At 71.4% G+C, this 25,786-nt stretch carries 26 protein-coding genes; 5 read left to right on the top strand and 21 right to left on the bottom strand.

What is annotated here, in order from left to right:
* Positions 1-118 precede the first annotated feature (118 nt).
* On the top strand, positions 119-1,366 hold the full coding sequence (locus AB8O64_RS21165) for an acyltransferase family protein (protein ID WP_370420671.1): 1,248 nt from the start codon (positions 119-121) through the stop codon (positions 1,364-1,366).
* 47 nt (positions 1,367-1,413) lie between these two features.
* Here AB8O64_RS21165 and AB8O64_RS21160 read toward each other — a convergent pair whose 3' ends face one another.
* From AB8O64_RS21160 to AB8O64_RS21145, 4 genes are all read right to left on the bottom strand, one after another.
* On the bottom strand, positions 1,414-1,821 hold the full coding sequence (locus AB8O64_RS21160; RefSeq protein WP_362219692.1) for a PPOX class F420-dependent oxidoreductase: 408 nt from the start codon (positions 1,819-1,821) through the stop codon (positions 1,414-1,416).
* Positions 1,822-1,999: 178 nt separating this feature from the next.
* Positions 2,000-2,506: a 2-C-methyl-D-erythritol 2,4-cyclodiphosphate synthase gene (ispF, locus tag AB8O64_RS21155; protein ID WP_365216374.1), complete on the bottom strand. Its 507-nt coding sequence runs from the start codon at positions 2,504-2,506 to the stop codon at positions 2,000-2,002.
* Positions 2,496-3,275, bottom strand: coding sequence for a 2-C-methyl-D-erythritol 4-phosphate cytidylyltransferase (gene ispD / locus AB8O64_RS21150; RefSeq protein ID WP_356449599.1), 780 nt, complete (start codon positions 3,273-3,275; stop codon positions 2,496-2,498). Before ispD ends, ispF begins: the two co-directional genes overlap by 11 nt.
* A gap of 291 nt (positions 3,276-3,566) precedes the next feature.
* Positions 3,567-4,049, bottom strand: a complete 483-nt coding sequence (locus AB8O64_RS21145) for a CarD family transcriptional regulator (protein WP_003953493.1) — start codon at positions 4,047-4,049, stop codon at positions 3,567-3,569.
* A 636-nt stretch (positions 4,050-4,685) separates the two neighbouring features.
* Between AB8O64_RS21145 and AB8O64_RS21140 the strand changes: the two genes are divergently transcribed.
* Entirely contained in the window at positions 4,686-5,381 is a 696-nt protein-coding gene (locus AB8O64_RS21140) for a DUF461 domain-containing protein (protein ID WP_370420669.1), read from the top strand.
* Between the two features lie 274 nt (positions 5,382-5,655).
* Here the strand turns inward: AB8O64_RS21140 and AB8O64_RS21135 are convergent, their stop codons facing one another.
* Together AB8O64_RS21135 and AB8O64_RS21130 are read right to left on the bottom strand one after the other, a co-directional pair.
* A complete protein-coding gene (locus AB8O64_RS21135; protein ID WP_030009598.1) occupies positions 5,656-6,336 on the bottom strand; it encodes a response regulator transcription factor in 681 nt (226 codons plus the stop codon).
* A 61-nt stretch (positions 6,337-6,397) separates the two neighbouring features.
* Entirely contained in the window at positions 6,398-7,672 is a 1,275-nt protein-coding gene (locus tag AB8O64_RS21130) for a sensor histidine kinase (protein WP_370420668.1), read from the bottom strand.
* Between the two features lie 203 nt (positions 7,673-7,875).
* On the opposite strand from AB8O64_RS21130, the gene phoU reads away from it, so the two are divergent.
* Entirely contained in the window at positions 7,876-8,565 is a 690-nt protein-coding gene (phoU, locus tag AB8O64_RS21125; protein ID WP_370420667.1) for a phosphate signaling complex protein PhoU, read from the top strand.
* 368 nt (positions 8,566-8,933) lie between these two features.
* Here the strand turns inward: phoU and AB8O64_RS21120 are convergent, their stop codons facing one another.
* From AB8O64_RS21120 to AB8O64_RS21110, 3 genes are all read right to left on the bottom strand, one after another.
* Positions 8,934-9,587, bottom strand: coding sequence for a class F sortase (locus AB8O64_RS21120; protein WP_356449607.1), 654 nt, complete (start codon positions 9,585-9,587; stop codon positions 8,934-8,936).
* Between the two features lie 19 nt (positions 9,588-9,606).
* Positions 9,607-10,428, bottom strand: a complete 822-nt coding sequence (locus AB8O64_RS21115) for a hypothetical protein (RefSeq protein ID WP_370420665.1) — start codon at positions 10,426-10,428, stop codon at positions 9,607-9,609.
* A 181-nt stretch (positions 10,429-10,609) separates the two neighbouring features.
* On the bottom strand, positions 10,610-11,371 hold the full coding sequence (locus AB8O64_RS21110) for a phosphoglyceromutase (protein WP_130879307.1): 762 nt from the start codon (positions 11,369-11,371) through the stop codon (positions 10,610-10,612).
* A gap of 176 nt (positions 11,372-11,547) precedes the next feature.
* On the opposite strand from AB8O64_RS21110, the gene AB8O64_RS21105 reads away from it, so the two are divergent.
* The gene (locus tag AB8O64_RS21105) at positions 11,548-12,822 is read left to right on the top strand and encodes an MDR family MFS transporter (RefSeq protein ID WP_370420664.1); all 1,275 of its coding nucleotides are present in this window, start codon (positions 11,548-11,550) and stop codon (positions 12,820-12,822) included.
* 38 nt (positions 12,823-12,860) lie between these two features.
* Here AB8O64_RS21105 and AB8O64_RS21100 read toward each other — a convergent pair whose 3' ends face one another.
* From AB8O64_RS21100 to AB8O64_RS21085, 4 genes are all read right to left on the bottom strand, one after another.
* Positions 12,861-13,373, bottom strand: coding sequence for a YbjN domain-containing protein (locus tag AB8O64_RS21100; RefSeq protein ID WP_370420662.1), 513 nt, complete (start codon positions 13,371-13,373; stop codon positions 12,861-12,863).
* Positions 13,366-14,727, bottom strand: coding sequence for a D-inositol-3-phosphate glycosyltransferase (mshA, locus tag AB8O64_RS21095; RefSeq protein WP_370420661.1), 1,362 nt, complete (start codon positions 14,725-14,727; stop codon positions 13,366-13,368). Before mshA ends, AB8O64_RS21100 begins: the two co-directional genes overlap by 8 nt.
* A 288-nt stretch (positions 14,728-15,015) precedes the next feature.
* Positions 15,016-15,201, bottom strand: a complete 186-nt coding sequence (locus tag AB8O64_RS21090; RefSeq protein WP_130879298.1) for a hypothetical protein — start codon at positions 15,199-15,201, stop codon at positions 15,016-15,018.
* Between the two features lie 14 nt (positions 15,202-15,215).
* A complete protein-coding gene (locus AB8O64_RS21085) occupies positions 15,216-16,316 on the bottom strand; it encodes a glycosyltransferase family 2 protein (RefSeq protein ID WP_370420659.1) in 1,101 nt (366 codons plus the stop codon).
* Positions 16,317-16,648: 332 nt separating this feature from the next.
* On the opposite strand from AB8O64_RS21085, the gene AB8O64_RS21080 reads away from it, so the two are divergent.
* Positions 16,649-17,455 (top strand): class I SAM-dependent methyltransferase, encoded by an 807-nt coding sequence (locus AB8O64_RS21080; RefSeq protein WP_370420658.1) that lies wholly within the window; start codon positions 16,649-16,651, stop codon positions 17,453-17,455.
* Between the two features lie 121 nt (positions 17,456-17,576).
* On the opposite strand, the gene AB8O64_RS21075 is transcribed toward AB8O64_RS21080, so the two are convergent.
* The 8 genes from AB8O64_RS21075 to AB8O64_RS21040 all read right to left on the bottom strand — a co-directional run bounded on the left by AB8O64_RS21075 (position 17,577) and on the right by AB8O64_RS21040 (position 25,778).
* Complete coding sequence (locus AB8O64_RS21075) at positions 17,577-17,999, bottom strand: Hsp20/alpha crystallin family protein (protein WP_370420657.1); 423 nt, start codon at positions 17,997-17,999, stop codon at positions 17,577-17,579.
* 87 nt (positions 18,000-18,086) lie between these two features.
* The gene (locus AB8O64_RS21070; RefSeq protein ID WP_370420656.1) at positions 18,087-18,539 is read right to left on the bottom strand and encodes an NUDIX hydrolase; all 453 of its coding nucleotides are present in this window, start codon (positions 18,537-18,539) and stop codon (positions 18,087-18,089) included.
* Positions 18,536-19,696, bottom strand: a complete 1,161-nt coding sequence (locus AB8O64_RS21065) for a CHAD domain-containing protein (protein ID WP_370420655.1) — start codon at positions 19,694-19,696, stop codon at positions 18,536-18,538. The genes AB8O64_RS21070 and AB8O64_RS21065 overlap by 4 nt, the downstream gene beginning before the upstream one ends.
* Positions 19,697-19,736: 40 nt before the next feature.
* A complete protein-coding gene (locus tag AB8O64_RS21060) occupies positions 19,737-22,073 on the bottom strand; it encodes an RNA degradosome polyphosphate kinase (RefSeq protein ID WP_370420654.1) in 2,337 nt (778 codons plus the stop codon).
* A gap of 273 nt (positions 22,074-22,346) precedes the next feature.
* A complete protein-coding gene (locus AB8O64_RS21055) occupies positions 22,347-23,375 on the bottom strand; it encodes a hypothetical protein (RefSeq protein ID WP_370420652.1) in 1,029 nt (342 codons plus the stop codon).
* A gap of 2 nt (positions 23,376-23,377) precedes the next feature.
* Positions 23,378-24,406: a hypothetical protein gene (locus tag AB8O64_RS21050; RefSeq protein ID WP_370420650.1), complete on the bottom strand. Its 1,029-nt coding sequence runs from the start codon at positions 24,404-24,406 to the stop codon at positions 23,378-23,380.
* Positions 24,403-25,341, bottom strand: a complete 939-nt coding sequence (locus AB8O64_RS21045; protein WP_370420649.1) for an ABC transporter ATP-binding protein — start codon at positions 25,339-25,341, stop codon at positions 24,403-24,405. The genes AB8O64_RS21050 and AB8O64_RS21045 overlap by 4 nt, the downstream gene beginning before the upstream one ends.
* Positions 25,338-25,778 (bottom strand): GntR family transcriptional regulator, encoded by a 441-nt coding sequence (locus AB8O64_RS21040; protein WP_365214919.1) that lies wholly within the window; start codon positions 25,776-25,778, stop codon positions 25,338-25,340. The genes AB8O64_RS21045 and AB8O64_RS21040 overlap by 4 nt, the downstream gene beginning before the upstream one ends.
* Positions 25,779-25,786 lie beyond the last annotated feature (8 nt).

The raw sequence follows: 25,786 nt of genomic DNA, 5'->3' as shown, positions 1-25,786 counted from the left end.
AAGTGAAGAGAGTGATCACGAGAGAACCGTCACGGCGACGCAGACAGGTTCCTATGTCAACATGCCTGCGAATAGCCCCTGCATACTATGAACCGACTGCACAACGGGAGAGGACGACATGCGTTTCGCCAGCCGAGGTGATCTCGATGGCGGCCGGGTAGCCGTCCGGCGCTCCGCACCCAGGCTCTACGTCCTGGACGGGCTCCGTCTGATAGCCGCCCTCATGGTCGTGCTGTTCCATCTCGTCTCGCTGCGCGGCGGCTGGGACCGGCCCGCGGCCGAGATATTTCCCGCCGCGGAGCCCATCGCCCGCTACGGCTGGCTCGGCGTCGAGGTCTTCTTCCTGATCAGCGGCTTCGTGATCTGCATGAGCACCTGGGGGCGCTCCCTGGGCGATTTCGTGGTCTCCCGGGTTTCGCGGATCTACCCCGCCTACTGGGTCGCGATATTCCTGACCGCCGGCGTCATCACCATGTGGCCCCAGGTCCGCGATGTGAAGAACTGGGACGTCGTCCTCACCAACCTGACGATGCTCCAGCAAGGCCTGGGGGTCTGGGATGTCGACGGCGTCTACTGGACGCTGTTCATCGAGCTGAAGTTCTACGTCCTCTTCGCGATCGTCGTCGCCACGGGCGTCACCTACCGCAAATGCGTGCTTTTCTGCGGAATCTGGACGGTGGTCTCGATCACCGCCCCCACGGTCGACAACAAACTCCTCGACATGTGGGCGATGCCGATCTATTCGCCCTATTTCATCGCGGGCATCGCGTTCTATCTCATGCACCGCTTCAAGCCCACGGCGGTGCTCTGGGGCATCGTGATCATGTCCCTGCTGCTCGCGCTGCACCAGGTGCCGCGCCGGGTCTCGGACAACGCCAGCGAGGTCATTCCGACCTGGCCGGCCACGCTGATCGTCTTCATCGCCTTCGTCCTGATGGCGCTCATCTCGCTGGGGTACTGCGACCGGTTGCAGTGGCGCTGGCTCGCGACGGCGGGCGCGCTGACCTACCCGCTCTATCTGATCCACCAGTACATCGGCATGACGCTGACCTACTGGCTGCGCCACACGGTCCCCGCGCCGCTGCTCGTCGGCGGGATCATCGTGCTCATGCTGGGCGCCGCCTGGGTCCTGCACCGCTGTGTCGAACGCCCGCTGGGCAAGTGGCTGCGCCGGGTGCTGCAGAAGGGCATGGAGGAGATGCGCCAGCAGTCGGCGGCCGACGACGACCGGCGCGGCCCGGCACCGGAGGCACCACTGCGCAGCACGGTGGACGTCCCGCCGGCGGCACGAGCGCAGCGCCCGTACGAGCCCAAGGAGCCCGACCGCGTGGGCGTGGGGGCCCCGGGCGCGTCCGACGGCTCCTGACGGCCCCGTCCAGCCGCTCCCGTCCGGAGCGGCGGGACGGCCCCGGCTCAGAGCGAGCCCACGACCTTGCGCGGGGTCACGCGGACGACGACGCGCTCGGCGTCGTCCTTCGCGGCCGGGTTGAACTCCGCGTAGGCCTTCCCGGTGTACTTCCGCGACAGCTCATTGATCAGCTCCTGGCCGCCCTCGGTCGTGAGGGTGGCGCTCCCGCGGACCTCGGCGTAGGTGTAGGGCGCGTTGGACGGGTTGATCATGACGGTCACCCGGGGGTCGCGGCGGAGGTTCTTCTCCTTGCGGCGGCCGACGGTCGTCGAGATCAGCAGGTCGTCACCGTCGCGCTTGACCCAGGTGACCGTCAGCTGAGGGCTGCCGTCGGGCTGCACGGTCGCCACGGTCGCGAAGACGGGGCTGTCGTCGATGAGCTTCTTCAGGTCGTCGGAGAGTGCGGCTGACACGGTGGGGTCCTTCCCTCGGTGACGGCGTCGCTTTCACCGTATTCGCAGCGCGCGCTCGGCCGAGGGACCTTTGCCCGGCGCCCTGCGGGCGCGTCCTCAATCGCCGGACGGACTGCATGTGCAGCCCGTCCGGCGATTGAGGACACCGCCGCGCAGCGGTGGTGCGGACGGGACGTCCTCAGGCCGCGCCGGCGGCGGAACGCACCACCAAGGCCGTGGCGATCGCCGCCAGACCCTCCGCTCGGCCCGTGAGGCCCAGACCGTCCGTGGTGGTGCCGGAGACGGACACCGGGGCGCCGATCGCCGCCGAGAGGGCCTTCTGTGCCTCCTCGCGCCGCTTGCCGATCTTCGGCCGGACGCCGATCACCTGGATGGCGACGTTGCCGATCTCGAAACCGGCCGCCCGTACGATCCGGGCGGCCTCCGCCAGCAGGGTGACGCCGGCCGCGCCGGACCACTCGGGGCGGTCGGTGCCGAAGTGGGCGCCGAGGTCGCCGACGCCGGCCGCGGAGAACAGCGCGTCGCAGGCGGCGTGGGCGGCGACGTCACCGTCGGAGTGCCCGGCGAGGCCGTGGGTGGCGTCCTCCCAGAGCAGGCCCGCGCACCACAGCTCGCGGCCCTCCTCGAAGGCGTGCACGTCGGTGCCGATGCCCACCAGGGGCAGCACCAGGGGCTCAGAAGCCATCGTTGGCCCTCCTGCGGGCGAGTACGGCCTCGGCCAGGACCAGGTCCAGCGGCCGGGTCACCTTGAAGGCCTCTTCATGGCCGGGCACGACGACGACCTCGGTGCCGAGCCGCTCGACCAGACCGGCGTCGTCCGTGGCGCCCTCGCCCTCGCGGGCGGCGGCGGCGAACTTCTCGTGGGCGGCCACCAGGGTGGCGCGGTCGAAACCCTGCGGGGTCTGCACGGCCCGCAGCAGTGCCCGCTCGGGCGTGCCGACGACCGGCTCGGGCTCGCCCGCGGCGTCGCCGGTGCGCGGCTCGACCTGCTTGACGGTGTCCGCGAGGGGCAGCGCGGGGACGACGGCGGGCGCGCCGTCGTGGACGGCCGCGACGACGGCGTCGACCGTGTCGACGGGCACCAGGGGGCGCGCGGCGTCGTGGACGAGGACGGTGGTGATGTCGTCGGTGAGGGCCCGCAGGCCCAGCCGCACGGACTCCTGACGGGTCCCGCCACCGGGGACGACCAGCACCTCGGTGGGGTCGTGGTCCGCGAGGGGGTGCTCGTCGAGAAGGGTGCGGACCTCGGCGGCGCCGTCCGGCGGGGCGACCACGACGACGAGCGAGACGGCACGGGAGGCCGCCATCGCGCGGACCGCGTGGATCAGCATGGGCGTGCCGTTGAGGGCGCGCAGCGCCTTGGGCGTACCGGGGCCGAGCCGCACTCCGCGACCGGCCGCGGGAATGACGGCGGCGGTGCGTCCGGATGCGTCGACGGTGACTCGATCGGACATTGCGTTGGCGTTCAGGTTTGCTTCCTCGGCCGAATTGGGTATGGCCTCAGCGTGCCGGGCACGATGCCCCGACCAGCCCCTTCCGTGACGACTGGTCGGGCCGGCTGCCCGGGCCCGGCACACCAAGTACGGCGTGAACGTACGGCGCGAACGACCTCGGCGTCGTAAAAACGCCGCCGGAGCAGAGATGCCGCAGCGCCCGGCGGATGACTTTCGCCATCACGCGGGCACCGCGGCACTTCTTTACGTCCAGCACCTGCTGTGGATCCAGCGCGCGGATCCCGCACTACGTCAGGACGCGAGAACCTCGTCGAGCAGGGCCTCGGCCTTGTCTTCGTTGGTGTTCTCCGCGAGGGCGAGCTCGCTCACCAGGATCTGCCGCGCCTTGGCGAGCATGCGCTTCTCTCCGGCGGAGAGCCCGCGCTCGCGCTCGCGACGCCACAGGTCGCGCACAACCTCGGCGACCTTGATCACGTCACCCGACGCGAGCTTCTCGAGATTTGCCTTGTAGCGACGGGACCAGTTCGTCGGCTCTTCCGCATACGGTGCGCGGAGCACCTCGAAGACCCGGTCCAGCCCGTCCTGGCCGACCACATCGCGCACGCCGACGAACTCCGCATTGTCCGCTGGCACGCGAACCGTCAGGTCACCCTGGGCAACCTTCAGCACCAAGTAGGTCTTGTCCACGCCTTTGATCTGGCGAGTTTCGATGGCCTCGATCAGCGCGGCCCCGTGATGGGGATAGACCACGGTGTCGCCAACCTTGAACGTCATGTGACAGGTACCCCTTCCGTGACTATCCAGTCTAACACGAGAAGAGGGCGTTCTGAATGGCGTTTTCGCAGGTCAGGGCATATCTCGGGGCTTGACAACAGCAACCGGAACGTGCTGCGGGAGGCTTCCGGAAGCGGGTATTCGCAGGTCGGAGCGGTTGTCCGGGCGGGGTGAAACGGGCACGTTACACCCGTCCGACAGGCCCCGCGAGCGACTGAACGTCCCGGTTTGCCGGGGTCCGGTCGGCGGACTTCCCCTACTCCGTTCGGGGTGCACCCACCTTCCGTGCGCGTAATCCCGAATTGATCACTTGGAACTTGATCAATTGGGGAACGCCTTCCGCGACCCCTCGCATTCCTTAACCGATAATCCTCCGTACCGCTCCGAAGCCGGTTCCGGACGCGCACACGGGCGATATTCGGCCGGTCGCACAGAGAGTGTGTGATCGACTACGGCGACCGGGTGAGTGACGGCGAGTAACGACGAGTAACAGGGCCCGTTGGCCCGGTCGAGTGGACCAGCCGAGTGGCACCGAGTTGACCATGGGGGCGGGTCGGGTGCGGAGGCTCTCCGACGGCTCGGTAACCTAAGGCCCGCTGACACATCCTTTACTTCGTCCAAGGAGATGCCGCCGCCGTGAGCAGCAGCCTTCGACGCGGCGCTCTCGCCGCTACCGCCCTCGTGCTCTCGATCGCCTCGCTCTCCGCCTGCGCGGCGGGCAACGATGCCCAGACGCTCGAGGTGAAGCCGGACAACGCCGCCACCTCGGTGGGTGACATCAAGCTTCAGAACATCAACGTCATCACCCAGCCGAAGCAGGAGGCCACCGGCCCCGCCGTCATCACCGGCAAGGTCTTCAACAACGGCCGCAAGGACCAGACGCTGACCGCGATCTCGCTGCCCGGCAAGGGCGCGACCGTGAAGCTCTCCCCGGCCAAGGGCACGGGCCCGCTCGTCATCCCGGCCGGCGGCTCCGTGACGCTCGGCGGCCAGGGCAACCCCTCCGCCGTTCTGCCGAACGGCCGCGAGGCGCTGAAGGACGGCGACTCGCAGCCGCTCACGTTCGACTTCAGCTCCACCGGTGACGTGAAGGTCTCCGCGTTCGTCTTCCCGGCGAAGAGCTACTTCAAGGAGTGGGGCCCCGCCGAGCCCGCCCCGGCGAAGCCCGGCAAGCCGGCGCCGGGGAAGCCCAGCGGCACCCCGAGCGGTACGCCGTCCGGTACGCCGGGCACGCCCGGCACGGACGCCGGCCGGCAGTCCGGCGGCAACACCCCGCCCGCGGGCCAGCCGACGCGCCCCGACGGCCAGCAGCAGCACGGCCCGGGTCACTGAGACGTGTGACATACGCCGAGGGGCCCGGAAGCGGAAGCTTCCGGGCCCCTCGGCATATGCGAGCGCCCTGCGGGCGGCCTCGGGCCGCCGGTCCGTGCCGCCTGCGACGGCGAGCGCCCCGCGGGCGCGTCCTCAAACGCCGGACAGGCTGGTTATGGCTGAGCTCAGCCCAATCAAGCCCGTCCGGCGATTGAGGACACCGCCGCGCAGCGGAGGTGCACACGCCACGGCCCGCAGGGGCCGACGCATGGCCGTGATGATCCGCCCGACGGGCCTACGGCTCGAACTTGTAGCCGAGCCCCCGGACCGTCACCAGGTAGCGCGGAGCGCCCGGGTCCGGTTCGATCTTGGCGCGCAGGCGCTTGACGTGGACGTCGAGCGTCTTGGTGTCGCCGACGTAGTCCGCGCCCCAGACGCGGTCGATGAGCTGCATACGGGTCAGGACCCGGCCCGCGTTGCGCAGCAGCATCTCCAGGAGGTCGAACTCCTTCAGCGGCAGGTCGACCTTGCCGCCGGAGACGGTGACGACGTGCCGGTCGACGTCCATCCGGACCGGTCCGGCCTCCAGCGCCGCCGGGGTGACCTCCTCCGGCTCGCCCCGGCGCCGCAGCACGGCCCGGATGCGGGCCACCAGCTCGCGCGAGGAGAAGGGCTTGGTGACGTAGTCGTCGGCTCCTATTTCCAGACCGACGACCTTGTCGATCTCGCTGTCCTTGGCCGTCACCATGATGACGGGCACGTTGGAGCGCCCCCGCAGCTGCCGGCAGACCTCCGTGCCGGGCAGGCCCGGCAGCATCAGGTCGAGCAGGACCAGGTCGGCGCCATTGCGCTCGAACTCGTCCAGCCCGTCGGGCCCGGTGGCGGCGATGGCCACCTCGAAGCCTTCCTTGCGGAGCATGTAGGACAACGCGTCGCTGAACGATTCTTCGTCCTCGACGACGAGCACACGGGTCACGGATGGACCTCCGGTCGGGTCTCTGGGTCGCTCGGGGCGGAGTGGCAGGGGCTGGTGGGGGTCACGGAAGGACCTCCGGGGTGGTGAGGCGGTCGTCGGTGTAGGAGTCCTCGGCGCGGACGTCGTCGGGCGCTGCCGTGCCGCCGGTGCGCTCGATCAGTGTGCGCCCCCGGTCGCGGTCGCGGACCGCGCCCGCCTCGGGGAGCCGCAGGGTGAACGTCGAGCCCTGGCCCTCGGCGCTCCAGACCGTGACCTCGCCGCCGTGCGACGCGGCCACGTGCTTGACGATCGCGAGGCCCAGGCCCGTACCGCCGGTGGCGCGGGAGCGCGCGGGGTCGACGCGGTAGAAGCGTTCGAAGACCCGCTCGCGGTCCTTCTCGGAGATGCCGATGCCCTGGTCGGTGACGGCGATCTCGATGAGGTCGCCGCCGGGGGCGGTGATGTGGCGGGCGGCGATGCCGACACGGGTGCGGGCCGGGCTGTAGTTGACGGCGTTCTCCACGAGGTTGCCGAGGGCCGCGGCGAGCTGGCCGCGGTTTCCCCAGACGTGCAGGTCGGCGGTGCCGCCCGCGGCCATCGTGATCTGCTTCGTGCCGGCCTGGTGGCGGCAGCGGTCGATCGCCTCGGCGACCAGTTCGTCGACCCGGACGGGCTCGGAGTCCTCCAGCGGGTCGTCGTTCTGCACCCGGGAGAGATCGATGAGCTCCTGGACGAGGTTGGTGAGCCGGGTCGCCTCGATCTGCATGCGGCCCGCGAAGCGGGTGACGGCCTCGGGGTCCTCGGAGGCGTCCATGACGGCCTCGGAGAGCAGGGAGAGCGCGCCGACCGGGGTCTTGAGCTCATGGCTGACGTTGGCGACGAAGTCACGGCGCACGGCCTCGATGCGGCGGGCCTCGGTGAGGTCCTCCACCAGGAGCAGCACCAGCCGGGAGCCGAGCGGCGCCACCCGGGCGGAGACCGCGAGGGCGTCGCCGCGGCCGGTGCCCCGCCGCGGCAGATCGAGCTCGACCTGGCGTATCTCGCCGTCGCGGCGGGTGTCGCGGGCCATCTGGAGCATGGGTTCGACGGCGAGCTTGCCGCCCCGGACCAGCCCGAGGGCGTACGCGGCGGAGCTGGCCTTGACGACGGCGTCGCCCTCGTCGAGGACGACGGCGGAGGACCGCAGCACCGACAGCACGGTGTCCACACCGGGTGGGAGCACGGCGTCGGTGTGCAGGGAGCTGCGGCTCGGGCGGGCCTGGTCGCGCTCGCTCCAGCGGAACGCCAGCATGGCGATCACGCCGGTACAGACCCCGGCGATGGCTGCCGCTGCGGCGACGGCCGCGTCCACGTTCATGAGTCAAGGTTATGCGCGTCCCCCGGCCGCTCCACAGCCAAATGGGGGGCGCCTCGAACACACGTTGCCGAGAGTTCACCTTCATGTCGGTGCCGGTTCACTCCGGAGGCCGTTCGCCGTCGCGTTCCGGCCCGAACGTGGGACCGTGGGCGGGCGGAGAATCCCCCCGGCCAGCGTTACTCGGAGTGAGAGAAGGTCAGGCAATGCGGGACGCGTACCACGAGGAGCTGGATTCGATCGGCGAAGGACTCGTCGAGATGGCCCGGCTTGTCGGCTCCGCGGTCGGGCGCGCCACCACGGCGATCCTGGACGCGGACCTCAAGCTCGCGGAGTCCGTCATCGCGGCGGACGCCAAGGTGGACGACCTCCAGCGGGACCTGGAGGCGCGGGCCATCGCCCTGCTCGCCCGTCAGCAGCCGGTCGCCACCGATCTGCGGATCGTCGTCACCTCCCTGCGCATGAGCGCGGACCTGGAGCGCTCGGGCGATCTCGCCCAGCACGTGGCGAAGCTGGCCCGGCTGCGTTTCCCGGAGACGGCGGTCCCGCGCGACCTGCACTCCACGGTCCTGGAGATGGGCCAGCTGGCACAGCGGCTGATGGCCAAGGCGGCCGAGGTGATCATCACCAAGGACGTCGACCTGGCGCTCCAGCTGGAGCACGACGACGACGCGATGGACCTGCTGCACCGCGCCCTCTTCCAGCACCTGATGGACGACCGCTGGAAGCACGGCATCGAGACGGCCGTCGACGTGACCCTGCTGGGCCGCTACTACGAGCGCTTCGCGGACCACGCCGTGTCCGTCGCCAAGCGCGTGGTCTATCTGGTGACCGGTGAGCACGCCGACGAGCTGACCCAGGCCAACGCGCAGTCCGGGCCGGGCGAGGGCGCGTAGGCCCCGGCGCGTGCGGCCGTGCGTGCTTCCGCGCGCCCTCGATGCGCCCGTACACCTGTGCGCCCCGGCATTGACGGCCGGTGCGCCCGGTCCTTGACTGGTGGCAGGTAGACCAACCTTCGAGGAGGTACCGCGTGGCAGATGCATTTGAGTCCTCTCCTGCGAACCTCGCCGACCGCGCGTCCGCGCCCGCGCTGAGCGGTTGTCAGTGCGGGCCCGGATGCTCGTGCGGTTGCCAAAGCGGCGGATCGTGCCAGTGCGGCGGCGGTTGCGGCTGATTCACCGCGGCTGATTCACACACGCGCGTCACTCACGGGAAGGGCCCCCGACCGGTCACCGGTCGGGGGCCCTTTCACGGGTGGGGATGCTTACGTCGCCTTGCCGGTCAGATAGGCGGAGACGACGACGTTGGCGGTGTACGTGCGCTTCTCGCGGTCGTAGGTGCCGCCGCAGGTGATCAGGCGGAGCTCGGCGCGGTCCTTCTCGCGGGGCTCGTAGACCTTCGCGGCGTCGAAGCGGTCGTTCTCGACGACGGCGACGTCCTCGACGGTGAACTCGGCGGTCGAACCGTCCGTGCGGGAGACCTGCACCGTCTCACCCCGCTTGAGGGTGCTGAGGTCGAAGAACACGGCCCGGGTCTGCGGGGTGTCCACGTGTCCCACGAGGACGGCGGCGCCGGCGCTGCCGGGCTGCGGGCCGTCCATGTACCAGGCGACGGCGTTGGGCCGCTCGTACGGGGGCGGTTCGACGCCGCCCGCCTGGTCGAGCCCGTGGCCCTCGATCGGGGCCTTCAGGCCCCGGTTCTTGATGACCAGTTCCTTGGGGCCTGCCCCCGGCAGTGGTTCATGTGCCGGGGGCAGGCCGTGCGCAGGGGGGCGACCCGCGGCGACGCCCTTCTTCGGAGCCTTGGCTGCCGGCTCCTCGATGGTGTCGCTGCCGCACAGGCACAGGGCGAGCAGCAACGCCACCCAGGCCACCCCTGTCAGCAGACGGCCGAGGCCACCTCTGCGCTGTTCTGACATGACGCCCGTTCTCTTCCCGTCACTGCTTCACGGTGCGGCGGCGGTACCAGAACATTCCACCGGCCAGGCCGGCCGTGGCACCGGCGGCGAGGAGAATGATCGGGACGTCGGACGAGGACTCCGTCGAGGACGAGGCCAGCTGCGCGGTGGCGCCACCGCCCGCGTGCGCGGGAGCGTGCGGCTTGCCGTGCCCGTCGTGACGGCCGTCGTGGTCCTTCTTGTGGCCGTCGTGACGCCCGTCGTGGTCGTGACGGCCGTGGTCCTTCTTGTGACCGTCGTGGTCGTGGCGGCCCTCGTGGTCGTCGCGACCGTCGTGGTCGTGGCGGCCGTCGTGGTCGTGACGCCCGTCGTGGTCCTTCTTGTGACCGTCGTGACGCCCGTCGTGGTCGCCGCGGCCGTCGTGGTCGTCACGCCAGTCGTCGTCGCGCCAGTCGTCGTCGTGGTCACCACGGCCGTCGTGGTCCTTCTTGTCGTGGTCCTTCTTGTGACCGTCGTGGTCCTTGCGACCATCGTGGTCACCACGGCCGTCGTGGTCCTTCTTGTCGTGGTCCTTCTTGTAGCCGTCGTGATCCTTCTTGTGACCGTCGTGGTCCTTGCGACCATCGTGGTCCTTGCGCCCGTCGTGGTCGTGGCGGCCGTCGTGGTCGCAGTCGTCACGGCCGTCGTGATGCTTGCCATGCTCGTCGTGGTCGTCGTCGTGGTCGGTGGCGGGGCTGTTCTCGCCGGTGGCCACGACGGGGGCCGTGACGGGGCTGTCGACGGCGTAGGCGGGGACTGCGGAGACGCCGCAGACGGCGACTACGGTGGCTGCGCCGCATATGACGGAGCGGATTGAGTGCATGGTGTTACCTCCTTGCTTCGAGGCTCACCCGCACATCCGTTCCTCGCATCCGGAGCGTATTCGCACTACTCCATTCGGTGACCGATCCATGGTGACGGCAGGCCCTCCCGGGGCAGCACAAAGCCCCCTTTCCGCGGTAAAACCGCAGGCAGGGGGCTTGGTGGTGCGCGCGAGGGGCGGGTTACTTCTTCTTGCCCTGGTTCTTCACGGCCTCGATGGCGGCCTTGGCGGCCTCCGGGTCGAGGTAGGTGCCACCGGGCTTGACCGGGTTGAAGTCGGCGTCGAGCTCGTAGAAGAGCGGGATGCCGGTCGGGATGTTCAGGCCCGTGATGTCCGCGTCGGAGATGCCGTCGAGGTGCTTGACCAGTCCGCGCAGGCTGTTGCCGTGGGCGGCGACCAGGACGGTGCGGCCGGCCAGCAGGTCCGGGACGATGCCGTCGTACCAGTACGGCAGCATCCGCTCGACGACGTCCTTGAGGCACTCGGTGCGCGGACGCAGCTCGCTCGGGATCGTCGCGTAGCGCGGGTCCTCGCTCTGCGAGAACTCCGTGCCGTCCTCGAGGACCGGCGGCGGGGTGTCGTACGAACGGCGCCAGAGCATGAACTGCTCCTCGCCGAACTCGGCGAGGGTCTGCGCCTTGTCCTTGCCCTGCAGAGCGCCGTAGTGACGCTCGTTCAGCCGCCAGGAGCGGTGGACCGGGATCCAGTGGCGGTCCGCGGACTCCAGCGCGAGCTGCGCCGTGCGGATGGCGCGCTTCTGGAGCGAGGTGTGCAGTACGTCGGGGAGCAGGCCGGCGTCCTTCAGCAGCTCACCGCCGCGGACTGCCTCCTTCTCGCCCTTCTCCGTCAGGTTCACGTCCACCCAGCCGGTGAACAGGTTCTTCGCGTTCCAGTCGCTCTCGCCGTGGCGGAGGAGGATCAGCTTGTACGGTGCGTCGGCCATGCCCAAGAGCGTAATCGACGCCCGGGACCGGCCGAACCCCCGCCGCGCCTGGCCGCGCGGACGCCCCCGAGGCGGTGGACGGTTGACGTTGATCGTCAATTCAATGGCGCGGACACGCCAACCATGTGTAAGTTGCGATGACGGATTGAGACACTTACACATCGGGGGTAGCGGGGATGTCGGTAGCGAGCATGAGGCGGGCGGCGAGAGAGAGCGTCTCGGGGCTGCCCCGGGAGTTCTGGTGGCTGTGGACGTCCACCCTCGTCAATCGGCTCGGCGCGTTCGTCGCGACCTTCCTGGCCCTCTATCTGACCCTCGAACGCGGCTACTCGGCCTCGTACGCCGGTCTCGTCGCCGCCCTGCACGGGCTCGGCGGGGTGGTCTCCTCGATCGGGGCGGGCGTGATGACCGACCGGCTCGGCCGCCGGCCCACGCTCCTCATCGCACAGACCTCGACCGCCGCCTCGGTGGCGGTGCTCGGCTTCATGCAGCACCCGGTGGCCATCGCGGGCGTCGCCTTCGTGGTCGGCATGGCGAGCAACGCCTCCCGGCCCGCGGTGCAGGCGATGATGGCGGACATCGTGGCGCCCGAGGACCGGGTGCGGGCGTTCGCGCTCAACTACTGGGCCATCAACCTCGGCTTCGCCTTCTCCTCGCTCGCCGCCGGGCTCATCGCCGAGCACAGCTATCTGATCGGCTTCCTCGGCGAAGCGGCCATGACGCTGGCGTGCGCGATCCTCGTCTTCCGCAAGATCCCCGAGTCCCGGCCCACGGTGGCGCCGGGCGCGGCCGACGCGGCCGAGGCCGAAATCGGCATGGGGACGGTACTGCGCGACCGGCGCTTCATGGGCGTCGTCGGGCTGTCCTTCCTGATCGCCCTGCTCTTCATGCAGAGTTCGGTGTCCCTGCCGGTGGCCATGGGCGCGGACGGCTTCTCCAGCAGTGACTTCGGCATGGCCATCGCCGTCAACGGCGTACTGATCGTGGCCCTGCAGATCCCCGTGACCCGCTTCATCGAGCACCGCGACCCGCAGCGACTGCTGGTGATCTCCGCGCTGCTGGCCGGCTACGGCTTCGGGCTCACCGCCTTCGCCGGGTCGATCGCCGTCTACATGCTGACGGTCTGCGTCTGGACCCTGGCGGAGATCATCAATTCCCCCACCCAGATGGGCCTCGTCGTCCGCCTCTCCCCCACCCACGGCCGCGGCCGCTACCAGGGCGTCTACACCCTGTCGTGGTCGGCGGCGGCCCTGGTCGCCCCGCTGGCGGGCGGCGCGGTGATCGACCGCTACGGGGCGGACACGCTGTGGGCCGGGTGCGCGGTGATCGGCACGGTCGCTGCGGCGGGGTACTGGCTGCTCATGCGGAACCTGCCGGCGGCGGAGCGGGTGGAGACGGCGGGCGCGTCCCCGGCGACGACGCCGGACGTCGAACCCACGGCAGCCGCCTGACCGGACGTCAGGCCGGGGTCCGCCCCGGACCCCGGCCCTCAGTCGCCGGACGGGCTCGGACTTCCCGACTCCTCGCGCGTCAGGTTCGCGAACGCGTCCAGGTTGCGCGTCGACTCGCCCCGCGAGGTGCGCCACGCGTACTCCTTGCGGATCGCGCTCGCGAAGCCCATCTCCAGCAGCGTGTTGAAGCTGCCGTCGGCGTTCTCCAGCACCGTGCCGAGGATCCGGTCGATCTCCTCGGGGGTCACGGCGGCCAGCGGCAGCCGGCCGACGAGATAGATGTCGCCGAGATGGTCGATCGCGTAACTCAGCCCGTACAGGCGGGTGTTCCGCTCCAGCAGCCAGCGGTGCACCGCCTCGTGGTTCTCGTCGGGGCGGCGCACGACGAAGGCGTTGACCGAGAGGGAGTGCTTGCCGACGATCAGCGAGACGGTCGTCGACAGCTTGCGGGTGCCGGGGAGCTTCACGACGTACGTACCGTCGCTCGGGCTCTCCCATTCGAGGTCGGCGTCGCTGAGCGTCCGCTCGAGGGTGGAGTTCGCGTCAGACATGCGTCGAGCGTAGGCGACGGCGCCGCTCGTGGATCGCCGCGGCGTAGACGTCGGCCGTGGCGGCGGCCGCGGTGTCCCAGCCGAAGGACCGCGCGTGCGTGGCCGCGGCGGCGCCCATCCGGTCCGCGAGCGTGGCGTCGTCGGCGAAGCGGTTCAGCGTCCGGGCGTAGTCGACCGGGTCGTGGCCGTCGACGAGGAAGCCGCTGACGCCGTCCCGCACCGCCACCGGCAGTCCGCCCACGGCGGCCGCGACGACCGGTGTGCCGCAGGCCTGGGCCTCGGCGGCCACCAGGCCGAAGGACTCGCTGTAGGAGGGCATGACCAGCACGGACGCGGCCCGGTACCAGTCCGCGAGCTGCTCCTGGCCGACCGGCGGGCGGAAGCGGACGACATCGGCGATGCCGAGCCGGGCGGCGAGCTTCTGCAGGCCCTCGGGCTTGGCGAGACCGCTGCCGCTGGGGCCGCCGACGACGGGGACGACGACGCGCGAGCGCAGCTCGGGACGCTGGTCGAGGAGATGGCCGACGGCGCGCAGCAGGATGTCGGGGGCCTTGAGCGGCTGGATCCGCCCGGCGAAGAGGGGGACGAGCGCGTCGGCGGGCAGTCCCAGCCGGGCGCGGGCGGCGGCGCGTCCGTCGGCGGGGGTGAAGCGGTCGAGGTTCACGCCGGGGTGCACGACGGCGACCTGGGCGGGGTCGGCCTCGTAGTGCCGCACCAGCTCCTCGGCCTCGCCGTCGGTGTTGGCGACGAGCCGGTCGGCGGCCCGGACGATCTGGGTCTCGCCGATCACCCGCGCGGCGGGCTCGGGGGTGTCGCCCTCGGCGAGGGCGGCGTTCTTGACCTTGGCCATGGTGTGCATGGCGTGCACCAGGGGGACGCCCCAGCGCTCGGCGGCGAGCCAGCCGACGTGGCCGGAGAGCCAGTAGTGCGAGTGGACGAGGTCGTAGTAGCCGGGCCGGTGGCCCGCCCAGGCCTGCATCACGCCATGGGTGAAGGCACAGAGCTGGGCGGGCAGCTCCTCCTTGGCGAGGCCTTCGTAGGGGCCCGCGTCGATGTGGCGGACGAGCACGCCGGGGGCCAGCTCGACGGCGGGCGGGAGGGCGCCGGTGGTGGCGCGGGTGAATATCTCGACCTCGATGTTGATCGCGGCGAGTCGCTTGGCCAGCTCCACGATGTAGACGTTCATGCCGCCCGCGTCGCCGGTGCCCGGCTGGTGGAGCGGGGAGGTGTGGACGCTGAGCATGGCGATGCGGCGGGGTCTGCGGGCTCCCCCGAGCCGTCTGCGGGGGGCGCCCGTGAACGGGCCGAGTGTGCGGCCGCGGCGGTTGCCGAGCCGGGCTACGTACTGGCTCACCGTGCGGGTCCTCCGTCCACCTTGTAGGGCGCCTCGGCAGCGCGCCTTTGAGGGCGTCCACCACCTGTCAACGGAGTGCAACGCTACGGAGGACGCCTCCCATTCCCTGTTCCTCCGCGTGAATTATCACCGGATGTATACCCGCATAAGGCCTTTTATGGTGGTGCACGAGCGGAGGAGCGCGGTCCGGGGGCTGTGATAGACGTGCGGTGTGTGCGGAGAGCCCGCTTGCACCGGGCTCTCCGCACACACCTGCTCTCATTCCTCGACGGTCACTTCCCCGGCGGGTTACTCCCCGGCGGCGCGGGCGTCGAGGCGGCGACGGCGGATCGAGGCGGCGTAGGTGGCCAGGCCACCGCAGACCAGGGCGACGCTCGCGGCCAGGATCAGCTGCGAGGTGGACGAGGACCCGGTGGCCGCGAGGGTGGCGCCACCCGTCACGACGCCCGCGGCGCCGCCGGCGGTGTAGTTCATTTCGTTCCCCTTCTCTATTTCCAGGCGCTGACGCGCGTGGAGTAGGACTTGATGACAGAGGTGATCAGCCAGTAGTTGCGCACGGTGGCGAACACCAGCCCCGGGAGCATCAGGACCTCGACCACCACGGCCTTCCAGCCGAGGTGGCGCACCCTGAGTCCCGCGAACACTGACCAGAACGCGATCAGTGAGAACCAGATCGGGTCGAAGAGGAACCCGTGCCGGGCCATCACGCCCAGCCAGACGGCGAGCCAGCCGACGGTGTAGAGGAACCCGGCGAAGCCCAGCACCATCGTGACGATCGAGAACCACGTGTACCGGGTCCAGCCCCGGCGGCGGAGGGTGTCCACGGTGCCCCGCCCCCAGCGCTCGCGCTGCTGGATCAGCTCGCGCAGGGTGGGCATCAGATCGGTGTAGGCGATGCAGAGCTGGTTGGCCGTGACCTTCCAGCCCGCCTCCTTCAGGGCGATCGTCGTCTCGTAGTCCTCGACGAGGTTGGCGTGGTCCTCCCAGAACACATCGCCCCGCCAGCGGACCACGCTGAGCAGCGCCTCGGTGCGGTAGAAGGAGCCGGCGCCCGACATGCTGTGGATGCTGCCGCGGTACCGGCTGCGCGCGTAGCGCCCGTACTCGATGATCTGCATCCCCGTCAGATACCGCTGCCAGGGGCTCTTCCAGAGGTCCGTGCGGCCCAGGCAGGTGGCACTGAGGCCGCCGATCTTCGGATCGGACTGCATGACGCGGCGCGCGCGGGCGAGGAACTGGTGGTGCAGGCTCGTGTCCGCGTCCATGACCAGCAGATGCCGGGCGGCGGCGGTCAGCCCGCCCTCGACCTGGCTCAGCCACTGGATGCCGTGGTTGAGGGCGCCCGCCTTCTTGTGCGGGTTGTCCGGCAGATTGAGCACGACCGTGTACGGCGCGTCCGGGCGGCTCGCGAACTCCCGGGCGATGGACTCGGTCCGGTCGGTGGAGTTGTTGACCACGACCACGACGAGATCGGGCCGGTAGGTCTGGGCCGCCAGCGAGTCCAGGGCCATCAGGACCCCGACTTCCTCATTGCGCGCCGGGACGACCACCACGGTGTCGAACATGACGGTGGACGGGGTCGTCAGCACCCGCCGTCTGCGATGCCCCTGCCCCCGCCTGCGCTTTCCCCCCGGACTTCGACGCGCTGAACTCTTCGCACGTCCTGCACGCCTTGATGCGCGCGTGTCTAACGCGTCCACAGGTGACCCCCCGCCCCCTTTGCGCACCGCCCGACGCCCTGCCCCCCATGGCGTTCATCGGACATATCAGTGCACATGTGTTCGAGGTGATCTTTACATTCCTTGGTCCGTACTTGCAAGCAAACAATGAGGTTTTTGTGAAGGCGACGTAAGTGCCCGCTCCGGCGTACCGCGCGTAACGCCGTCCGCCGACGTGCCCCGCACCGCTTAGGCTCTGTGACATGCCGCCCCGCTCCGCCCCGCACCGTCGTCCCGTCGGTTCGGCGACCCGTGGGACGACCAATCCGAACCGGCTCCGGCGCATGGACCGCTGGATCGCCGACGCGCACGGCGCCGCACTGCGCCGCAGCGCCGACCCCGTCGCGGTCGACCTCGGGTACGGGGCCGCCCCCTGGACCGCGGTGGAGCTGCTGGACCGGTTGCGGACCGTGTGCGGCACGGCGGAGGTCGTCGGGGTGGAGATCGATCCGGCGCGGGTCGCGGCGGCGAAGCCGTACGAGCGGGAGGGGCTGTCCTTCGCGCACGGCGGGTTCGAGGTGCCGCTCGGTGCCGGGCGGCGGCCCGCGCTGATCCGGGCCGCGAATGTGCTGCGGCAGTACGACGAGGACGAGGTGGCCGCCGTGTGGGCCCGGCTGTGCGCCCGGCTCGCGCCCGACGGGCTGCTCGTCGAGGGCACGTGCGATGAGATCGGCCGTCGTCACGTATGGGTCGCGCTCGGCCCGGAGGGCCCCCGCACGGTCACCTTCGCAACCCGGCTCGGCTCCCTGGCCACCCCCTCCGACCTGGCCGAACGGCTGCCGAAGGCGCTCATCCACCGCAATGTGCCGGGCGAGCCGGTGCACGCGTTCCTGCGCGACTTCGACCGCGCGTGGGCGGCCGCGGCGCCGTACGCCGCGCTGAGCTCGCGGCAGCGGTGGATCCGTACGGCGTCGGCCCTGAAGGCCGACTGGCCCCTCACGGACGGGCCCCGGCGCTGGCGCCAGGGCGAGGTGACGCTGCGCTGGGAGGCGCTGGCGCCTCGCGGCTAGGCGGTGAGTGGCGGCCTGCGGCCGCGGGCGCCCTGCGGGCGCGTCCTCAATCGCCGGACGGGCTTGATTTGGCTGAGCTCAGCCGAAAACCAGCCCGTCCGGCGATTGAGGACAAACAGGCTCAGCTCGCAAGCTGCTTGCGTCCGCTGCCGCCAGAGATCGTGATCTTGCGCGGCTTGGCCTCTTCCGCGACCGGGATGCGCAGCGTCAGCACTCCCAGGTCGTACGAGGCGTCGATGCGGTCGGTCTCCAGCGTGTCGCCCAGGAACAGCTGGCGGCTGAACGTGCCCGTGGGGCGCTCCTCGACGATCAGCTCGGCGCCCTCGGGGGCCGTCTTGCGGCGCTCGGCGTGGATCGAGAGGACGTTGCGCTCGATGTCCAGGTCGATCGATTCGGGGTCGACGCCGGGGAGGTCGAACTGGACCACGAATTCGTCGCCGACGCGGTAGGCGTCCATCGGCATGGCCGCAGGGCGGGCCTCGGTACCGAAAACCTGACGGGTGAGGCGGTCGAGGTCCCTGAACGGGTCGGTCCGCATGAGCATCACAGGTCACTCCTTTTCTCTGGCACTCGGTGGGATGCCCTCGCCCTTCTTATATAGCGCGCAAGAGAAAAGTTGACAAGCCTGGGCTCAAGCTTCGTGCGCCCCCGCCCGCAGGACGGCCAGGAGCGCGTCGACGAGCCGCCGGTCGCGGTCGTGGGTGAGGCGGTTGCGGGCGGCGGCCGGGGGCAGCCACAGGATGCGGTCCACCTCGCGGTTGGGCGCGAACGCGCCGCCCGTCGCCCGCGCCGCCCAGTACCGCACTTCCTTGGGCCGGCCTTCCGTCAGATAGTGCGCGGTGGGCAGGGCCGGCCCCGGCTCGCACGTCATGCCGGTCTCCTCCAGCACCTCCCGCAGCGCTCCGGCCAGGGCCTCCTCGCCGCGCTTGAGCTTGCCCTTCGGCCACGACCAGTCGTCGTACTTCGGGCGGTGGACGAGGCCGAGCTCCAGCCGCCCGTCGTAGGGGGACCGGCGCCACAGCGCGCAGCCCGCCGCCAGGACCGGCGGCCGCTCGTCCGCGTCGCCCGGGCCGGGGCCGCTCACGGCGTCGTCACCGCCAGCCGCTGCCAGAGCCGGCCGAAGGTGAAGCGGGCGGCCTCCACATCGTGGCGCTGATCGGCGTGCAGCACCCCCAGCGCGTACGCCGTGGCGGGGGCGATGCGGGGCGTGCGGGCCGCGGCCGCGGCGGCCGCCGCGGCCTCCGCCGCGTCCCGGTGCCGGTCCAGGGCCTGGCTCGCACCCAACAGCCGTACGGACAGCGTGGGTTCGGCCTCGGTCTGCTCCTGCTCGTCCAGCACCTCCTGGCCGTACCGCCGCAGCCGCACCAGCCGCCGCACCTGATGCCAGGGGGCGTCCTGCCGCCCCTCGGCGGGCGGGGCGTCGGCCGTCGGGGTCGCGGCGAGGCCGTGGGCCAGGGCCTCGGCGTTGTACGGGTGGCCCGCGACGGACAGCGGCAGGGTCTCGACGGCCTCGGCCAGCCGGCGGTGCGCCTGGTCGACGAAGTGCGACAGGGCCTCGCGGGCGAGCAGGTCGTGGGCCGCGGGGTCCAACGGGACCTCCGAGGCGAGCACCGCGACATTGTCGGCGACGGCGTGGAAGCGCGAGGAGCCCAGCGCCTGGAGGGCCGCCGAGTGCGCCCGTGTCCGCGCCAGGGTCAGCCGCCGCTCCAGCAGCGCCCCCGCCCGGGCCGCGCCCACGGTCAGCCCGCCACCGGCCCCCTCCTGCGTCCGCGCCCGGGCGGCGGACTCGCCGCGCGGCGCGACGACCGCCGTGCCCGGCTCGGCTTCTTCGGCGCCCGCGCCCGACAGCCGGTGCAGCGCCCCGCGCAGCCGGGCCAGCCTGGCCGCGTAGGCGTGCTCCCGGGCGAGGGTCTCCGACAACCACACCAGCTCCGAGCGGAGTTGGTCCGTCCACGCGGTGTCGGTCAGCGGGCGGTAGACGTGCAGGACACCGGAGAGACGCCGGGCCGAGCGGCGCAGCAGCCGCGCGGCCTCGGTCGCGTCCTCGGCGTCGGCACCGCTCTCGCCGTGCGACCGCAGACTGCGCAGGAATTCGGTGGCCTGGGTGTGCAGATAGCTCGCGAGTACCTCGCCCGCTGTCGCGTCCCCCACGCGGTGGGCAGCCGATCCGGAAGCAGGCAATCCGGAAGCAGGGGGCGGGGATCCGGGGGCCCGGGTTCCCGCAGGGGATTTCGTCGTCATCGTGTCCCGCCCGCAGGGAGCGCCGACCGTAATCGGCGGATCATGTCGCTGAACCACGCCGGCGCCTCCGGGCGTCTATGAGCATCTCCTGAACGTTCCGCAGCGGCTGCCCGTCGGCGTCCGTCGCGCGCCGGGTCCAGCCGCCGTCCCCGCCGAGGTGCCAGGACTCGGTGGTGTCCGACATCCCCAGTTCCAGCAGCCTGCCGAGGGAGGCCCGGTGCCCGGGGTCGGTGACCCGCACCAGCGCCTCTATGCGCCGGTCGAGGTTGCGGTGCATCATGTCGGCGCTGCCGAGCCACACCTCGGGTTCGCCGCCGTTGCCGAAGGCGAACACCCGGGAGTGCTCCAGGAAGCGGCCGAGCACGCTGCGCACGCGGATGTTCTCCGAGAGCCCGGGGACCCCCGGCCGCAGGGCGCAGATGCCGCGCACCCACACGTCCACCGGCACCCCGGCCCGCGACGCCCGGTACAGGGCGTCGATGACGGCCTCGTCGACCATCGAGTTGACCTTGATGCGGACGTACGCGGGCCGCCCGGCGCGGTGGTGCGCGGCTTCCTTCGCGATGCGTCCGACCAGCCCGTCGCGCAGCGATCTGGGGGCCACCAGCAGCCGTCGGTAGGTCTCGCGGCGCGAGTACCCGGACAGCCGGTTGAAGAGGTCGGAGAGGTCGGCCCCCACCTGCGGGTCCGCGGTGAGCAGGCCGAGGTCCTCGTACAGCCGGGCGGTCTTGGGGTGGTAGTTCCCCGTGCCCACGTGGGAGTAGCGGCGCAGCGTCTCGCCCTCCTGGCGGACCACCAGCGACAGCTTGCAGTGCGTCTTGAGCCCGACCAGGCCGTAGACGACGTGGCAGCCCGCCTCCTCCAGCTTCCGCGCCCATTTGATGTTGGCCTGCTCGTCGAAGCGGGCCTTGATCTCCACGAGGACGAGGACCTGCTTGCCCGACTCCGCGGCGTCTATCAACGCGTCCACGATGGGCGAGTCGCCCGACGTCCGGTACAGGGTCTGCTTGATGGCCAGCACGTCCGGGTCGGCCGCGGCCTGCTCCAGGAACGCCTGCACGGAGGTGGAGAAGGAGTCGTAGGGGTGGTGCAGCAGCACGTCCCGCTCGCGCAGCGCCGCGAAGATGTCGGGGGCGGACGCGGACTCGACCTCGGCGAGATCACGGTGGGTGCCCGCCACGAACTTGGGGAACTTCAGCTCGGGCCGGTCCAGGCCGGCGATCCGGAACAGCGCGGTCAGGTCGAGCGGGCCGGGCAGCGGATAGACCTCGGCGTCGGTGATCTTGAGCTCGCGGACCAGCAGATCGAGGACGTACGGGTCGATGGTCTCCTCGACCTCCAGCCGCACGGGCGGGCCGAAGCGCCGCCGCATCAGCTCCTTCTCCAGGGCCTGGAGCAGATTCTCCGCGTCGTCCTCCTCGACTTCGAGGTCCTCGTTGCGGGTCACCCGGAACATGTGGTGCGCGAGCACCTCCATGCCGGGGAACAGCTCCTCCAGGTGGGCCGCGATGACGTCCTCCAGGGGGACGTACCGCTGCGGCGACGCCTCCAGGAACCGCGACAGCAGCGGCGGCACCTTCACCCGGGCGAAGTGCTGGTGACCGCTGACGGGGTTGCGGACGACCACGGCGAGGTTGAGCGACAGCCCCGAGATGTACGGGAAGGGGTGCGCGGGGTCGACGGCGAGGGGGGTCAGCACGGGGAAGATCTGCTGCCGGAACAGCGTGAACAGTCGTCCCTGCTCCTTCTCCGACAGCTCCGGCCAGCGGATCAGATGGATGCCCCGCTCGGCCAGCTCGGGGGCGACGTCCTGCTGGTAGCAGGCCGCGTGCCGGGCCATGAGCTCGCGCGAGCGGGTCCAGATCAGGTCCAGCACCTCGCGGGGCTGTAGGCCGGACGCCGAGCGGGTCGCGACACCGGTCGCGATGCGCCGCTTGAGGCCGGCGACGCGGACCATGAAGAACTCGTCGAGGTTGCTGGCGAAGATCGCCAGGTAATTGGCCCGCTCCAGCAGCGGGGTCGCCGGGTCCTCCGCCAGTTCCAGCACCCGCTCGTTGAAGGCCAGCCAGCTGCGTTCCCGGTCCAGGAAGCGCCCCTGGGGCAGTTCCTCGGTGTCCTCGGCGTCGTCTCCGTACTCCCCCGCCGCCTGGCCGCGCTCGTAGCCGTCCCCCCGGCCCGCATCGGACTCAGGTCCGTACCCGTCGAGCCCGGCGTCCAGGTCGGGCTCCAGCCCGGGCCCGTCCGGGGAGGTGGCCGTCCGTGGCCGGTGCGCCGTGATGGACCCCACGGAGGGCTGCGGCCGGGGGGTTCCCCACGGGTCCAGGGAGCGGTCCGGATGCGGATCGTCGGCTGCCTGAGCGCTGGGAGGCCGGTTCATACGTCCATGGTGCCGCGCCGCGGGCACGGTGGGCTCGTCGGAGACGGGCGCCGGGGCTGCGCGTAGTCTCCGGCCGGGGGTTTGTGGCACGGCGGGCTGCATTCGGCAAGGTTCGCAACCGCGGTTGAATCATGGGTAACGCGCACATGGCGCGCAGGAAAGCGGGACCCTACCCCGAGGGGGCGTCCGGCCCCGCAGGGCGGCCGGACGGGCCGGGACAAGACCGTAACGCCCGCACCACGAGGTGTACGGGCGTACGGCAGGGGCGCCCGGTCAGCTGTGCGTGCGCCGCATCCGCCACAAGGCGCCGGCCGCGAGGAGCACCGCGAGCACGGTGACCCCGCCCGCCTGGACCCACTGCATGGGCCACAGGTGCGTGTACGGGTGGGAGTCGACGTACCAGCCGCTCGCGCCGCGGTCGACGAGGCACTGGGCGGGCGAGACACCGACACCGCAGTCGGGCTCCACGATGTGCCCGCCGCTGGGCCCGACCATGCCGCGCTCGAACCACCAGGTGCGGTTCCCGAGCAGGCCGGGCATGTCGGCGGACATCGTCGTCACCGGGGTGACCAGGTACTGCCGCAGGGCCGCGGTCAGCGCCGCCACCGCGCCGGTGGCGAGCAGGGCGACGATCATGGCCCGGAGCGTGCGCTTGAGCAGCAGACCGACGAGCGCGCCGACGGCCACCCCGGCCAGGGCGAGGACGACGGGCGCGGGCCCGAGCGCGTTGAACGACTGGTGCCAGGGCTGGCCGGGCAGCAGCACGTCACCGCCCTCGCGGTCACCCACGACCCGCCAGCACCAGGTGTAGAGCGCCGCGAGCACCGAGACCCCGGCGAGCGCCGCCACGGCGGGCAGCGCGAGCTTCGCCGCGAACCAGCGCATCGGCGAGACGGACTGCGACCACGCGACCTTGTACGTACCGCTCTCCAGCTCGCGCGCCACCATCGGGCCCGCGACGAACGCCGCGAGCAGCGCCGGCAGGAACTCCAGCAGGAGGCCCGCGTAGTGCAGGTAATCGCCGTACGAGGACCGGAAGTCGGCGACCTTCCCGGGCGAGGCCGCGCAGTCGACGGCGTCACAGGCGGCCAGCAGCCGGTGCGTGTCGATGAAGTCGCTCATGGCGCCGTGCAGCCACACCAGCGATCCGGCGAACGCGAGGAACAGCGCCAGCGCGATCCATGCCGTGGTGCGGTGCTGACGGACGACGAACCAGCCGAGGGCGCGCACGCCGGGCGCGCCGGTGGTCGCGGCAGGGGTCCCGCCACGGGTGGTCGTACGGGTCGGGGGTATCGACGTCATGGTCATGCCGCCGCCTTCCGGGAGTGCGAGGTGGCCGCCGGGGCCTGGGAACGGTGGCGCAGCAGCCAGACGGCAGCGGCGGCCAGGAGCACGGCGACGCCGACGAGGATGCCGGTCTCGGCCCACTGCATCGGCCACAGGTGCGAGCGCGGGTGGAGCTCCGCGTACCAGTCGGTCACGCCGTTCTTGGCCAGGCACTGCCGGTCGGAGATCTCCATGTCGCACCAGAGCGACTTGATGCGGCCGACGTCGGGGCCGATACCCCCGCGCTCGACGACCCAGGCGTTGTCGGGGGGCGTCGGACGTCCGGGGTAGAACGTCATCACCGGGCTGATCACATACGGCCGGAACACGTCCAGTGCCCAGAGCACCAGGGCGGTGAGGGCCACGGTGACGCCCATGGCCGCGATCGTGCGCCGGACCAGCAGTCCGACGAGCGTGCCGAGGGCGATCGCCAGCAGGGCGTGCGCGACGGGGACGGGGCCGATCATGTCGAACGAGTACTGCCATTCCTGGACCATCAGCACGTCGGCGGGAAAGGACTGCCAGACCCAGGTGTGAACCGCCGACAGCAGCGAGAACCCGGCGAGTGCCGCCACGGTGACCGTGACGAGCTTCGCCGCGAGCCAGCGCAGGGGCGAAGCCGACTGCGACCACGCGAGCTTGTACGTACCGCTCTCCAGCTCGCGCGCCACCATCGGGCCGGCCACGAACAGACCGGTCACCCAGGGCAGGTACTGCGTCAACCAGCCTATGCGGTAAAGGATTTCGCCGTACCGGGCGCGGAAGGCGCCGAGAGCCTGCCAGTCGGCCTCCCCGCAGGTGACGTCCCCGTCGCACCCGGCCCGTAGGCCGTGGTCGTCGAGGTAGGCGTGGCCCGCGAACTTCAGCCACACCAAGGCGCCGACGAGCACGACGAGCAGGCCCAGCGCGATCCAGCCGGTGGTCCGGTGCTGCCGCCGGACCAGCCAGGTCATGCCCCGCAGCCGGGGCCGCGGGACGGCCCCGACCGCTGCGGTGACGGTGCTCATTCCGCCGCCTTCGCCGTGGCGCGCGGCTCCGCGCTGGGCGTGAGCAGCGCCGGGGCGCCGGGCGAGCGCAGATGCGCGAGGAGCAGCTCCTCCAGGCTCGGCTCGGCGGCCTCCCAGCGGCCCGCGACCGGTCCGTCGGTGCGGACGAGGGCGCTGAACTGCCGCCCGGTGGTGCGTGACTCCACGACCGTGTGCCCCGCCAACTCCGGCGGCAGTGCCGGGCCTTCGTGGCGGCCGACGAGCAGGGTGTGGGCGGCGATCAGGTCCTCGACCTCACCCGCGAGCCGGACCCGGCCGTCGGATATGAGCAGCAGGTAGTCGCAGACGCCGTCGAGTTCGGCGAGGACGTGCGAGGCCATCACGACGGTGGTGGCGTGCTCGGCGGCCTCGGTCATGAGGGCGGCCATCATCTGGTGGCGGACGAGCGGGTCGAGGTCGCTCATCGGCTCGTCCAGCAGCAGCAGCTCGGGCTTCTTGCCGAAGGCGAGGGCGAGGGCGACCCGGGTGCGCTGACCGCCGGAGAGCGAGCCGACGCGGGCGCCGAGGGGCAGGTTCCCGTCCCGCACGAGCCGCTCGGCGGCGGCCTGGTCCCAGCCGCCGGGGTTCAGCTCGCGGCCCAGGCGCAGCGTGTCGGCGATGGTGAAGTGCGGGTACAGCGGCTTCTCCTGGGCGACGAACGCCACCCGGGGCCGGACCGCCGGGTCGGTGGGACCGGCGCCGAAGGCGGTGAGCGAGCCGGTGGTGGGCCGCCGCAGACCCGCCGCGAGGGAGAGCAGCGTGGACTTGCCCGCGCCGTTCGGCCCGACGAGGGCGCAGATCCGCCCGGCGGGCAGCCGGAAGGAGCAGTCGCGCAGCGCCCAGCCGCGCCGGTGCTTCACCCCGAGGCCGACCGCCTGCAGGGCGGTCCGGTCGGGCTGGAAGGTCAGGTCGGTCATGCGGTCCCCTTGTTCCCCTTGTTCACGTCGTGCGCTGCCGGTCGCGCGTGGTCGCCGAAGCTCTCCTCCAGCACGGACGCGACCAGCGCGGCCACGTCCTCACGGTCGAGCCCGGCCGCGCGGGCGCGGTCCGCCCAGTCGGCCAGTTCGGCGCGCAGCGGCGAGTCCGCGGCGGCTCCGGGCCGCGCCAGCGACCGCCGTACGAAGGTCCCGAGCCCTGGTCGCGGCTCGACCAGGCCCTCGCGGTCGAGCTCGCGGTAGGCCTTCAGGACGGTGTTCGGGTTGATGGCCGTGGCCGCGACGACTTCCTTGGCCGTCGGCAGCTTGTCGCCGGGAGCGAGCAGACCCAGCCGGAGCGCCTGCTTCACCTGCAGGACGATCTGCAGATAGGTGGCGACTCCGCTGCGCCGGTCGATGCGGAATTCGACCACGCGCATCACCCTTT

The organism is Streptomyces sp. QH1-20, from assembly GCF_041283565.1.
In the GTDB taxonomy this organism is placed as follows: Bacteria; Actinomycetota; Actinomycetes; order Streptomycetales; family Streptomycetaceae; genus Streptomyces; species Streptomyces syringius.
The sequence above is the reverse complement of the archived record's forward strand: the minus strand, read 5'-3'. Positions and strand labels throughout refer to the sequence as shown.

Bases quoted from the DNA above. Each gene is read 5' to 3' on its own strand.
- AB8O64_RS21065 (WP_370420655.1), bottom strand. From the start codon at position 19,696: ATGACGACGAAATCCCCTGCGGGAACCCGGGCCCCCGGATCCCCGCCC.
- ispF (WP_365216374.1), bottom strand. From the start codon at position 2,506: ATGGCTTCTGAGCCCCTGGTGCTGCCCCTGGTGGGCATCGGCACCGAC.
- AB8O64_RS21055 (WP_370420652.1), bottom strand. From the start codon at position 23,375: ATGACGTCGATACCCCCGACCCGTACGACCACCCGTGGCGGGACCCCT.
- AB8O64_RS21115 (WP_370420665.1), bottom strand. From the start codon at position 10,428: ATGCACTCAATCCGCTCCGTCATATGCGGCGCAGCCACCGTAGTCGCC.
- AB8O64_RS21120 (WP_356449607.1), bottom strand. From the start codon at position 9,587: ATGTCAGAACAGCGCAGAGGTGGCCTCGGCCGTCTGCTGACAGGGGTG.
- AB8O64_RS21050 (WP_370420650.1), bottom strand. From the start codon at position 24,406: ATGAGCACCGTCACCGCAGCGGTCGGGGCCGTCCCGCGGCCCCGGCTG.
- AB8O64_RS21130 (WP_370420668.1), bottom strand. From the start codon at position 7,672: ATGAACGTGGACGCGGCCGTCGCCGCAGCGGCAGCCATCGCCGGGGTC.
- AB8O64_RS21075 (WP_370420657.1), bottom strand. From the start codon at position 17,999: ATGCTCATGCGGACCGACCCGTTCAGGGACCTCGACCGCCTCACCCGT.
- AB8O64_RS21100 (WP_370420662.1), bottom strand. From the start codon at position 13,373: ATGTCTGACGCGAACTCCACCCTCGAGCGGACGCTCAGCGACGCCGAC.
- AB8O64_RS21165 (WP_370420671.1), top strand. From the start codon at position 119: ATGCGTTTCGCCAGCCGAGGTGATCTCGATGGCGGCCGGGTAGCCGTC.
- AB8O64_RS21040 (WP_365214919.1), bottom strand. From the start codon at position 25,778: ATGCGCGTGGTCGAATTCCGCATCGACCGGCGCAGCGGAGTCGCCACC.
- AB8O64_RS21045 (WP_370420649.1), bottom strand. From the start codon at position 25,341: ATGACCGACCTGACCTTCCAGCCCGACCGGACCGCCCTGCAGGCGGTC.
- AB8O64_RS21105 (WP_370420664.1), top strand. From the start codon at position 11,548: ATGTCGGTAGCGAGCATGAGGCGGGCGGCGAGAGAGAGCGTCTCGGGG.
- ispD (WP_356449599.1), bottom strand. From the start codon at position 3,275: ATGTCCGATCGAGTCACCGTCGACGCATCCGGACGCACCGCCGCCGTC.
- AB8O64_RS21080 (WP_370420658.1), top strand. From the start codon at position 16,649: ATGCCGCCCCGCTCCGCCCCGCACCGTCGTCCCGTCGGTTCGGCGACC.
- AB8O64_RS21090 (WP_130879298.1), bottom strand. From the start codon at position 15,201: ATGAACTACACCGCCGGCGGCGCCGCGGGCGTCGTGACGGGTGGCGCC.
- AB8O64_RS21060 (WP_370420654.1), bottom strand. From the start codon at position 22,073: ATGAACCGGCCTCCCAGCGCTCAGGCAGCCGACGATCCGCATCCGGAC.
- AB8O64_RS21110 (WP_130879307.1), bottom strand. From the start codon at position 11,371: ATGGCCGACGCACCGTACAAGCTGATCCTCCTCCGCCACGGCGAGAGC.
- AB8O64_RS21145 (WP_003953493.1), bottom strand. From the start codon at position 4,049: ATGACGTTCAAGGTTGGCGACACCGTGGTCTATCCCCATCACGGGGCC.
- phoU (WP_370420667.1), top strand. From the start codon at position 7,876: ATGCGGGACGCGTACCACGAGGAGCTGGATTCGATCGGCGAAGGACTC.